The organism is Tenacibaculum skagerrakense (assembly GCF_004345825.1).
Taxonomy (GTDB): domain Bacteria; phylum Bacteroidota; class Bacteroidia; order Flavobacteriales; family Flavobacteriaceae; genus Polaribacter; species Polaribacter skagerrakensis.
Genome location: NZ_SLXM01000008.1, coordinates 119051 through 130644, shown reverse-complemented (window position 1 = coordinate 130644; position 11594 = coordinate 119051). Strand labels below are relative to the sequence as shown.

Below are 11594 nucleotides of genomic sequence, written 5' to 3'. Positions count from 1 at the left end.
TAATTTCATGCCTTAAATTTAAATCACCAATGACTAAAAATATCTTATGGGTATTTCTTTCAGTTTTTGTACTGAGTTGTACCTCTTCAAGTAAAGAAGCTAAATCGGTAGCTTTAAAAATCGATTATGAAAAAATTACATTAGACAACGGACTTGACGTTATTTTTCACGTAGACAAATCAGATCCAGTAGTTGCTGTAGAATTAATGGTACACGTTGGTTCTGCTAGAGAAATAGAAGGACGAACTGGTTTTGCGCATTTATTTGAACATTTATTATTCTTAGAATCTGAAAACTTAGGAAAAGGCGGATTGGATAAAATGAGTGCTCGAATTGGTGGATCTGGGGCAAATGGTTCTACTTCTAGAGATAGAACTAACTATTTACAAACAGTTCCTAGCGATGCTTTAGAAAAAATGATTTGGGCAGAAGCTGATAAACTAGGATGGTTTATCAACACAGTAACAGATCCTGTATTAGCCAAGGAAAAACAAGTTGTAAAAAATGAAAAAAGACAAAGTGTAGATAACAGACCTTATGGTCATAGACAATATGTTATCGGAAAAAACTTATATCCAAAAGATCATCCTTACAATTGGCAAGTAATCGGTTCTTTAGAGGATTTACAAAATGCTACTTTAGAAGATGTAAAAAACTTCTTTAAAAAATGGTATGTTCCAAATAACGCTACATTAGTTTTATCTGGAGATATTGACATTGCTAAAGCTAAAGAATGGGTTCATAAATATTTTGATGAAATCCCAAAAGGTGAAGAAATTACTCCTGTTCAAAAACGTCCTGGGGTTGTTACTGAAACAAAACATTTATACTACGAAGATAATTTTGCAAGATTACCTGAGTTAACGCTAACTTGGCCTGCTGTAGAGCAATACCACAAAGATTCGTATGCTTTAGATATTTTATCTCAATACTTAACCGTTGGAAAAAAAGCGCCTTTAAACAAAGTATTAGTTGATGATTTAAAATTGACTTCTGGAACTACAATGTTTAACTTCACTTCAGAGATTGCTGGTCAAATTCAATTAATCGTACGTGCTTTCAACAACACAAAACTTGATGATGTTAAAAGCGGAATTGATAAAGCTTTTGCTGAATTTGAACAAAATGGTATTCCTCAAAAAGATTTAGATCGTATTAAAGCTGGCTTAGAAACAGACTTCTACAGCAGTTTATCAAGTGTTCTTGGTAAAGGTTCTCGTTTAGCTTCCTATAACACATATACTGGTGATCCAGGTTATGTTACAAAAGAATTAAATCAAACATTAGCAGTAACTACTGAAGATGTAATGAATGTGTATAACAAATACATCAAAGGAAAGAATTTTATTGCTACTAGTTTTGTACCAAAAGGTGATCAACAATTAGCTCTTTCGAATTCTACAGAAGCTGAAGTTGTTGAAGAAAAAATAGTCATCGGAGCCGAAGAAACTTTTGATGCATCTGTTGCTGCTAAATATGAAAAAACTCCATCTTCTTTTGATCGTTCTATCGAGCCTACTTACGGAAAATCTCCAGAAATAAAAACGCCAGATGTGTGGCAAGATAAATTAGAAAATGGTTTGAAAATTTATGGTATTCAAAATAGTGAAGTTCCTTTAGTTGAATTTAATTTTGTTATTGAAGGCGGACAACTTTTAGAAGATATAAACAAATTAGGAGTTGCTAATTTAACCGCTGGTCTTCTTGAAAAAGGAACTAAAAATAAAACTGTTAGTGAACTAGAAGATGCATTAGCTCAATTAGGAGCTTCTGTTAATGTGTTCGCTACAAAAGAAAACATACGTATTTCAGGAACTACCTTAACTAGAAATTACAATGCTACATTGGCTTTGGTTAAAGAAATGCTATTAGAGCCAAGATGGGATGAATCAGAATTTGAATTGTTGAAAAAAAGAGCCATTACAAATTTAAGACAAGAAGAAGCTAGCCCTCGATCAATTGCTGCAAATCAGTACAATGCTTTATTGTATGGAAAAGACAATATTCGGTCTAAAAATATTTTAGGAACTATTGCTTCTGTAGAGGCTATCACAATTGATGATGTTAAGAACTATTATGCTAATTATATCTCTCCATCAATCACAACAATGCATGTCGTTGGAGACATTGATAAAGAAAGTATTGTAACTTCTTTAAAAGATATTAATGAGAATTGGAAAGCAAAAGAAGTAACAATCCCTAGCTTCCCTACTCCTGAACCTCCAAGTAAATCTACTGTGTATTTTTATGATGTACCAAATGCTAAACAATCTCAGTTACGATTTGGAACTCCTGCATTAGCATTTAATGATAAAGATTATTATCCTGCTACTGTTATGAACTACATTTTAGGTGGTGGTGGTTTTGCTTCTCAGTTAACCCAGGAACTTAGAGAAGGAAAGGGTTATACTTACGGAATTCGTTCTGGTTTCTCTGGATCTAAAGAAAAAGGTGCATTTACTATTGCTAGTGGTGTAAGAAGTAATGTTACTTTAGAAGCTTCACAATTGGTAAAACAAATCTTAGAAGATTATGCTGAAAACTATACCGAAAAAGATTTAGAAACTACCAAAGGATTTTTGATAAAATCGAATGCACGTGCGTTTGAAACTATGAATGCAAAACTAGGGATGTTAGAAAATATCAGTTCTTATAATTTATCTCCAGATTATGTAAAAGATAGAGAAAAAATTGTTTCTGAAATGACAATTCCTCGTATTCAAGAGTTAGCTAACAAATATATTGATCCTAATAAAATGATTTGGTTAGTGGTTGGAGATGCAGAAACTCAACTAAACAGGATGAAAGAATTAGGCTTTGGAGAACCTGTTTTATTAAACGAACTTCAAGAGAAAGTAAAACAATAAAAACAATAAACGCCCTAAGTATTTAGGGCATTTTTATTTTATATATCTATTTGATTTGCTACTTATTCAAAACTAGCTCCACTAGCAGCTACATTTCTATCAATCTTTCTCATTAAACCTTGCAATACTTTACCTGGCCCAACCTCTATAAATTCAGTACCGCCATCAGCAACCATTTGTTGTACAGACTGTGTCCATTTCACTGCTCCTGTTAATTGCGATACTAAATTCTCTTTTATTTCCGCAGGATCAGTTACTCCTTTAGCCACTACATTTTGATAAACCGGACAAATTGGTGTATTAAAAGTTGTTTCTTCAATAGCCTTGGCTAATTCCTCACGCGCAGGTTCCATTAAAGGAGAGTGAAAAGCTCCTCCTACTGGTAAAACCAATGCTCTTTTAGCTCCTTTTTCCTTTAAAATATCACATGCTTTGTTAATAGCTTCAACTTCTCCAGATATTACAATCTGCCCAGGGCAATTATAATTTGCAGCAACTACAACACCGTCTACAGAATCACAAACTTCTTCTACTACTTCATCTTCTAAACCTAATACTGCGGCCATCGTTGATTCTTGCATCTCACACGCTTTTTGCATTGCTCTTGCTCTTGTAGACACTAACTTTAAACCGTCTTCAAAAGACAAAGCATTGCTAGCCACCAACGCCGAGAACTCACCTAAAGAATGTCCTGCCACCATGTCTGGTTTAAAATCTTCACCTAAAACTTTAGCTAAGATTACAGAGTGTAAAAATATAGCAGGCTGTGTTACTTTTGTTTGTTTTAATTCTTCAGCAGTACCTTCAAACATTACATCAGTTATACTAAAACCTAAAATTGAATTTGCTTGTTCAAACAGCTCTTGTGCTAAAGGTGATTTTTCATATAAATCTAGACCCATACCTGTAAATTGGGCACCTTGTCCAGGAAAAACATATGCTTTCATAAGTTTCTTTAATCATTTGTTTAATTATGCAAACATAATCAATTTTAATTTTGCTATTTTCGTTTTATGACCGAGAAAAACAAACTACTTGCGCAAAATATATATTTGATACTTGCTGCTTTATTTATAGCTTCTCTTGTTGCTTCTAACCTTATTTTTCAAAAATTCTTTTATTGGTATCCTTTTCATTTAGAAGTATTTGATGTGAAATTGTTTGAAGTTTCTGTTGGACTTTTACCTTATCCAATTACTTTTTTAATCACCGATATTTTATCTGAAATTTACGGTAAACGAAAGGCTAATCAAGTTGTGATCGCAGGTATTTTTGCTTCATTATTTTCTTTAGGAATTATTTTTGTTGGAAAACATGCTCCAGCTACTTCTTGGTCTCCCGTAAATGATGACACCTTTAATTTAGTATTTGGTGCGGCTCCATTAGCAGTTTTAGCATCTATGCTTGCCTACTTATTTGCTCAATTTGTGGATATTAGAGTATATCATTTTTGGAAAAAATATACTAACGGTAAACACCTATGGCTACGTAACAACTTCTCTACTTTTTCTTCTCAAATAATTGACACCTTAACTGTTTTAGTTCTTTTATGTTCATTTGGAATTGTTTCTTGGAGTCAGTTGTTAGGATTGCTGATTAGTGGTGTTGTTTTTAAAGTTTTTATAGCACTTTTAGATACTCCATTCCTATACATTACTGTATACTGGTTTAGAAAAAAATTTAATTTAAAAGAAGGCGAAGAGATTAAAAACTTAATATGATAATGGAATCAAGGAAATTATTCTACAGTTTATTTGCTGATAATTTAGGAGTTGATGAAGGAATAGCAATGTACTTAAATGTTATCTGTAATATTTTGGTTATTCCCTTTCTTGGGTATATAATTTACAGATTGGTTAAACTCTTTGGTAGTAAAATAATACAGAAATTAGCCTCTAAAACAAAAACTCAGTTTGATGATATCCTGATAAAAAACAGAACTTTTTTAAACTTATCTAGAGTCATAATATTTATAATTACTTACTCTTTTTTAGACTATATCTTTATTGATTTTAGTCAAGTTTTAAATTATGCTCAAAAGATTACGAATGTTTGTATTTTAATCAGTTTTATCTTACTTATTAAAAGTATTCTTTCGAGTATTAAAGATTATTTAAGAACATTAACTGTTTTTAAAGACAAACCTCTAGAGAGCTACGTTCAAATTTTCATGGTATTCTTGTGGTTAATTGGAGTTATCATCAGTGTTTCTATACTTTCCGACAGACCTTTGGCCAGATTTTTAACTACATTAGGTGCTTTTTCAGCTGTATTACTCTTAATTTTCAAAGATGCTATTTTAGGCTTTGTAGCTAGTATTCAAATTTCTGTATATGATACTGTAAGACTTCAGGATTGGATCACCATGGAAAAATATGGTGCCGATGGAAATATTATAGAAATAAATCTCACCTCTGTTATCGTTCAAAACTTTGATAATACCATAACTAGTATTCCTACATATTCTCTAATTTCTGATTCATTTAAGAACTGGAGAGCCATGAATAATTCAGGTGGAAGAAGGATTAAGCGTGCTGTCTCAATAAAAATGAGTAGTATTAAATTTGTTTCTGAGGATGATATTGAAAAATTCAGTAAAATTGAACTTATTAGTTCCTATCTTAAAGAAAAAAGTGAAGAAATAAAAAATTATAATTCTCAAAAGAATATAAATAAAGATGTACTTATTAATGGTAGAAACCTTACCAACTTTGGCATCTTTAGAAAATACATTGATTTATATTTAGAACAAAACCCTAAAATCAACAAGGAGCTAACTCTAATGACAAGACAATTAACTCCAACATCAAAAGGAATACCTTTAGAGATATATGCATTTAGTAATATGAAAGAATGGGTAATTTATGAGCGTATAATTGCTGATATTTTTGATCATATTTGTGCTTCCGTTTCTTATTTCGATTTAGAGATTTTTGAATCTCCAACTGGAAATGATCTTACGAAACTTAAAAATTTGATGTGAAAATGAAATCATCAAATTCACTTTGGCATTTAACATTTCAAAAATTTAAAAAAAATAAAACCGGACTTATAAGTCTAGGCTATATTATTTTATGTGGGCTTACGGCTCTATTTTGTTATGTATTAGCACCAGACAACTCGAACTCGGCTAATCAAATGCATATCGAAATTCATTCTAAAAAGCCAGGTTTTTCTACTCAAATGCTCTTTATCCCTATACAAAAAACTACTAAATCTTCTTGGTTAACTACTTTTTTATATGGAAAAAACACTGATGGTAATGAAATACCAATTAATTCATACACTATCAATCAAAAGAACATTGAAATAGTTAAAACAGATGGAACCATTAAAGAGTTTGATTTAAAGCTATTTAATAATGAACCTCAGAATTATATTTATCAAAAAACTTTTTACTTAGGAACAGATAAATTTGGAAGAGATTTATTAAGTCGAGTTATTATTGGTAGTAGAATCTCATTTTCTATTGGTTTTATAGCAGTTCTGATTTCTTTAATTATTGGAATTCCTGTTGGTGCTATCGCTGGTTATTTTGGTGGTAAAATTGATAATTTTATAATGTGGATTATTAACATAACATGGTCTATTCCTACGTTATTATTAGTAATTGCCATTACACTGACCTTAGGTAAAGGATACTGGCAAGTTTTTATCGCAGTTGGATTAACAATGTGGGTAGAAGTTGCTCGTATTGTTAGAGGTCAAGTAATCACTGTAAAACAACAACAATATGTTGAAGCAGCTAAAGCTTTAGGCTATTCGACTACTCGAATTATTTTTAAACATATCTTACCTAATATTTTAGCTCCTATAATTGTTATTTCTGCAGCTAACTTTGCGGCGGCAATTTTAATTGAAAGCGGACTAAGTTTTCTTGGAATTGGGGCGCAACCTCCTACTCCATCTTGGGGAGCAATTATTAAAAACCATTACAATTATATCATCTTAGGAAAACCATTTTTGGCATTGGTTCCTGGATTTGCAATAATGAGCTTAGTGATGGCTTTTATGTTGCTTGGAAATTCACTTAGAGATGCGTTGGATGTAAAAGCTTAAGTTTGTAATTTCGCTACTTCAATAAAAATAACTCATGAATTTCACAGTACAATTTACCACTAGATGGGCAGACTTTGATGCAAATATACATATGCGTCATACAGCTTATAATGATTATGCCGCAGAAGCGCGTTTGCGTTTTTTCAATAAATTTGGAATTACTATTCATGATTTCACAAAAGAAAAAGTAGGCCCAATTTTATTTGAAGAGAATACAAAATTTTTTAAAGAAATACATTTAGGAGAAGATATTTCTGTTAACCTAAAAATTACAGGATTATCAGCAAAAGGAGAGCGTTGGAAAATTCAGCATGAAGTTTTTAATAGCCAAGGAAAACTATCTGCTGTAATTAATGTGTATGGTGCTTGGTTAGACTTAGTAAAACGAAAGTTAACTGTTCCACCAGAAAAGTTTCAACAAATCTTTAATGATGCTGAAAAAACAACAGATTTTAAAGAAATACCATTAAAAAGTGAATAAAAAAAGAATCATAGCTGCGCTACTATTAAGCGCAGTTTTAGTTTACAACTATTATTTAGAAAATGCTGAAAACGACTCTAAAACTAAAGAAGATAATAGAGATCCAAAAGTAGAGAAAAGTAAAAACAAGGAATCTTTTAATTTCTTACCTAGTTCAACTACAAATCAAATAGTAGAACACAAATATTACACTTTATCATATAGTGAAAAGCATGAACAAGCAGAATGGGTTGCCTATTCTTTAGATAAATCTGATATTGCTTATACTAACTTTAAGAGGCCTTTTTTTGTTGAAGACCCAAAAGTAAAGACAAAGTCAGCAGATTGGAGAAACTACCGACAATCTGGTTATGATAAAGGTCATTTATGCCCTGCTGGAGATAGAAAGTTTTCAAAAGAAGCGTTTGAAGAAACTTTTTTAACCTCTAACATCTCACCTCAAAAACACGATTTTAATTCTGGAATTTGGAACAATTTAGAACAAAAGGTAAGATATTGGGCTAAAAAATATAATCATTTATATGTCGTTACGGGAGGAATATTAACAGGCAACAATTACAAAACTATAGGAAAAGAAAATGTAAGTGTTCCTAAGTATTTTTATAAGATATTGTTGGATTATACCAAACCAGAAATTAAAGCTATTGCTTTTTTACTTCCTCACGAAGAAAGCACTAAACCTTTATATGAGTTTGTAGTTTCAATTGATGAAATAGAACAAAAGACTGGCATTGATTTTTTTAATGAGTTACCAGATGATTTAGAAGAGAAATTAGAATCATCAAAAGACTATAAGAACTGGTCTTTTAGATAGCAAAATAAAAGTATAAAAAAAGATCACTAATTTTTAGTGATCTTTTTTTAAGTAACTTATTTGTATTTGTTATTCTTTATAACGCTTTACACCTTCTTTTAACCAGTTGTAATACGTTAATTTATCTGTATACTGTTGAGGAGTATTTAATACTTCTAATTCAGGACTTAACTGAACATAATAAGGTTGTGAAGCATTTTTGAAGTTTACAGTTTGTAAAGTTGCCCACTTCTCTCCATAAGTTCTAATCTTTTTAATTTTACCACTTGGCTTAACAAAATCAAATTGTTGATCTGCTGGTAGTGGGTTTTCGTTATCATCCACATATAAAGAAATTAAAACATAGTCATTCTTTAATGTGTTATAGATTCTTGTGTCACTCCATACATTCTCTTCCATCTTTCTACAGTTTACACAAGCCCATCCTGTAAAATCAACTAAAACTGGCTTACCAACTTCTTTTGCATACGCCATTCCTTCATCAAAGTCTTTGAAACAATTTAAAGCTAAAGGACACTTATTATTGTCTTGGTCGTAAATACTGTAGAATTGAGGTGGTGCAAAACCACTTAAGATAGATTGACTCCACATTGGTTTTTTAGTAACTCCAGGCCCTAAATAAACAGCAAATCCTAATACTGCTAATCCTAATATAATTCTTAATCCAGAAATTCTTTTCACTTTAGGTCCACCTGGGAATTTGATAACTCCAAATAAGAATAAAGCTGCTAAAATTGTAATGAAAATCCAAATACCTATAAAGATTTCTCTTTTAAGAATATCCCAGTTACCAACTAAGTCTGCATTTGATAAGAATTTAAATGCTAATGCTAATTCGATAAATCCTAATAATACAGTTACTGCTTTCATCCAGAAACCAGACTTTGGCAATGATTTTAATAAATTAGGGAATAATGCGAAAAACGCAAATGGTAATGCTAAAGCTACACCAAAACCTCCCATACCAGCAGTTAATTGCATTGGATCTCCATCAGCTGTTAACGATCCTGCTAATAATGAACCTAAAATTGGTCCAGTACACGAGAATGATACAATTGCTAATGTAATAGCCATGAAGAAAATACCAAAGATCCCTCCAATTCCAGAAGCATTATCTGCTTTGTTACTCCATGAACTTGGTAATGTAATTGTGTAGAAACCAAAGAAAGAACCAGCAAAGAATACTAATACTATAAAGAAGAAAATGTTTAACCACATATTCGTAGAAATAGTATTTAATATTTCTGGGTCTATACTATCAGCAAAGTGAAAAGGTAAACTTAATGCTACATAAATAGCAGCAATAAAGAAACCATATAATAAAGAGTTCGTTATTCCTTTAGATCTTTTTTCTGATTGTTTGTTAAAAAACGATACTGTTAAAGGTATTAAAGGGAAAACACAAGGAGTTAAGAAAGCGATTAAACCTCCTAAAAACCCTAACACAAAGATATTTAATAAGTTTCCTTTATTTTCTTTGTTTTCTGTTTTAGACTCTAATAACTCTGGATTCTTTAAATCTAATTTTAAAGAATTAGTAATTTCTTGACTTTTTACATCAACTGTTGCAACCGTTTTTACTACTTCTCCTCCATTTAAAGAGAATGTAAAATCATTGTCATAAGGTAAACAGAACTCCTTACATACCTGTGCCTCTATATTAAGAGAGACTTGAGTAATAGTTGGATCGTCTAACTTTATACGTTGTGTTAAAGTAGCTTCTTCTACAAAGAACGTCTCATCCATCCCCCAGATTTCACTATACTCGGTTTTGGTTTCACTTTCGGCAGCTTTTCCTACAACTGTAAAACCAGTTTCTCCTTGAGATGGTTTGATAGACATTGGTAAAGAAGCGTCTTTTGGATTATACTGAGAGTATAAGTGCCAATCTTCTTCTATGTAAATGTTAAAAATTAAATCATATTCAGTGTCAGAAATTTTCTTCACTGAAGTCTCTACTTCTACAGGCTCATCTTGAGCGAAGGCAGTAAAAGTAAATCCAAAAAATAATAAAAGTAAGGTAATAACTCTTTTCATTGTTTGTACTGTATTGGGGTTATTTTATATACTAATTTGCAAAATGTTTTTCGAAGATTCATCGATAGAAAATCTTCTATCTTGTCTTGTTCCTACTATCCACATAATTTCGTTTTCGGCATTGCAAAGTAACCATGTTTGTTCTTTCATAAACTTCGAAAATTTCTCGTCTTTAAAGAACTTACTCACTTTTTTTTTGCCACTCATTCCTGTTGGATAGAAGAAGTCTCCCTCCTCCCATTTTCTTAAAATTATTGGGAAAGTTACTAAATTTTTGTTAACTAAAACATAATTTTTAGATAGTGTATGTTTTTTATCTGTATTTTTAATGGATAATTTAATCGGATCTGTAATTTCTTCAACATCTTTTTCGATGAAAAATTTTGAAGCATTAACAGTATTACTTTTTAACTCTTTCAACAGTAAAGAGTCTCTGTCTTTGAGTAATACGTGTGATTTTGAATACACAACTTTTCCAGATTGAGCATTTAATAACTCAGAAATATTATTCCATTCTGTAAAATTATAATCCTTAAAAATCTCGAATATATACGCTTCTTTGTTAGGCAATTTTAACATTTTTTCAATGTTAAATTTTATAATATCACCTTCTTTCGACTGTATTTCTGTTAAAATTTCTTCAACTTTTTGATCAACAATAGTTCTAGTTTGTTTTAGATAATCTATTGTTTTAGAAAAATTCTCAAGTAACGCAGGATTAATTTCTTTTAATGCTGGAATTACATTGTGACGAATTTTATTTCTAGTATATTTTGTTTCGGAATTAGATGCATCTTCTCTCCATTTTAACTGGTTAGATTTTGCATACTCTAAAATTGTTACCTTAGAAAATGGTAATAAAGGTCTAATGATATTTCCGTTTTGCGAAGGAATTCCAGTTAAACCATCTAAGCCTGTTCCTCTTGTTAAATTAATTAAACAAGTTTCTAAATTATCATCAGCGTGATGAGCAGTTGCGATATAATCAATATTATTTTCTATTGCAATTTCTGAAAACCATTTGTAGCGAAGTTCTCTTGCTGCAATTTGAATAGACAATTTATTATTTTCTGCATATTTGAGCGTATCAAACTCTTGGATAAAGGTTTTGCACTGAAACTCTTCTCCTAGCTGAGCTACTAATTGAGCATCTAAGTCGCTCTCTTCATCTCGTAATTTAAAATTACAATGCACTAGTGCAATTTTATAATGTAATGTATGTAATAAATATGCCAAAGCAACACTATCTACTCCTCCCGAAATAGCAACTAAAATTTTCTTTTGTTCTAAAAAAGGAAAATTAAGAAAAACGTGTTCTTTGAATTGATTTAACATT

The 11594-nt window shown here is 31.1% G+C and carries 9 protein-coding genes; 6 read left to right on the top strand and 3 right to left on the bottom strand.

Translation table 11 applies throughout. The annotated features are described in order from the left end of the window. Nucleotides 1-29: 29 nt before the first annotated feature. A complete protein-coding gene (locus EV195_RS13280; protein ID WP_132795452.1) occupies nt 30-2867 on the top strand; it encodes a M16 family metallopeptidase in 2838 nt (945 codons plus the stop codon). Nucleotides 2868-2929: 62 nt separating this feature from the next. Here EV195_RS13280 and fabD read toward each other — a convergent pair whose 3' ends face one another. After that, nucleotides 2930-3814 (bottom strand): ACP S-malonyltransferase, encoded by an 885-nt coding sequence (gene fabD / locus EV195_RS13275; RefSeq protein WP_132795451.1) that lies wholly within the window; start codon nt 3812-3814, stop codon nt 2930-2932. Nucleotides 3815-3880: 66 nt separating this feature from the next. Between fabD and EV195_RS13270 the strand changes: the two genes are divergently transcribed. The 5 genes from EV195_RS13270 to EV195_RS13250 are packed head-to-tail and all read left to right on the top strand — an operon-like array spanning nt 3881 to nt 8221. After that, nucleotides 3881-4588: a queuosine precursor transporter gene (locus EV195_RS13270; RefSeq protein ID WP_132795450.1), complete on the top strand. Its 708-nt coding sequence runs from the start codon at nt 3881-3883 to the stop codon at nt 4586-4588. 2 nt (nt 4589-4590) lie between these two features. Continuing rightward, nucleotides 4591-5850 carry a mechanosensitive ion channel family protein gene (locus EV195_RS13265; protein WP_132795449.1) on the top strand — a complete coding sequence of 420 codons (1260 nt, stop codon included), beginning with the start codon at nt 4591-4593 and terminating at the stop codon, nt 5848-5850. A gap of 2 nt (nt 5851-5852) precedes the next feature. Then, nucleotides 5853-6926: an ABC transporter permease gene (locus EV195_RS13260; protein WP_132795448.1), complete on the top strand. Its 1074-nt coding sequence runs from the start codon at nt 5853-5855 to the stop codon at nt 6924-6926. 34 nt (nt 6927-6960) lie between these two features. Beyond that, complete coding sequence (locus EV195_RS13255) at nt 6961-7407, top strand: acyl-CoA thioesterase (RefSeq protein ID WP_132795447.1); 447 nt, start codon at nt 6961-6963, stop codon at nt 7405-7407. Beyond that, nucleotides 7400-8221, top strand: coding sequence for a DNA/RNA non-specific endonuclease (locus EV195_RS13250; protein WP_132795446.1), 822 nt, complete (start codon nt 7400-7402; stop codon nt 8219-8221). The genes EV195_RS13255 and EV195_RS13250 overlap by 8 nt, the downstream gene beginning before the upstream one ends. 69 nt (nt 8222-8290) lie before the next feature. Here EV195_RS13250 and EV195_RS13245 read toward each other — a convergent pair whose 3' ends face one another. Both EV195_RS13245 and tilS read right to left on the bottom strand, forming a co-directional pair. Further along, nucleotides 8291-10258: a protein-disulfide reductase DsbD family protein gene (locus EV195_RS13245; protein ID WP_132795445.1), complete on the bottom strand. Its 1968-nt coding sequence runs from the start codon at nt 10256-10258 to the stop codon at nt 8291-8293. Nucleotides 10259-10282: 24 nt separating this feature from the next. Then, entirely contained in the window at nt 10283-11593 is a 1311-nt protein-coding gene (gene tilS, locus EV195_RS13240; RefSeq protein WP_132795444.1) for a tRNA lysidine(34) synthetase TilS, read from the bottom strand. Nucleotide 11594 lies beyond the last annotated feature (1 nt).

Coding starts and splice junctions, on each gene's coding strand:
- EV195_RS13280 (WP_132795452.1), top strand. CDS start 30: ATGACTAAAAATATCTTATGGGTATTTCTTTCAGTTTTTGTACTGAGT.
- fabD (WP_132795451.1), bottom strand. CDS start 3,814: ATGAAAGCATATGTTTTTCCTGGACAAGGTGCCCAATTTACAGGTATG.
- EV195_RS13270 (WP_132795450.1), top strand. CDS start 3,881: ATGACCGAGAAAAACAAACTACTTGCGCAAAATATATATTTGATACTT.
- EV195_RS13265 (WP_132795449.1), top strand. CDS start 4,591: ATGGAATCAAGGAAATTATTCTACAGTTTATTTGCTGATAATTTAGGA.
- EV195_RS13260 (WP_132795448.1), top strand. CDS start 5,853: ATGAAATCATCAAATTCACTTTGGCATTTAACATTTCAAAAATTTAAA.
- EV195_RS13255 (WP_132795447.1), top strand. CDS start 6,961: ATGAATTTCACAGTACAATTTACCACTAGATGGGCAGACTTTGATGCA.
- EV195_RS13245 (WP_132795445.1), bottom strand. CDS start 10,258: ATGAAAAGAGTTATTACCTTACTTTTATTATTTTTTGGATTTACTTTT.
- tilS (WP_132795444.1), bottom strand. CDS start 11,593: ATGTTAAATCAATTCAAAGAACACGTTTTTCTTAATTTTCCTTTTTTA.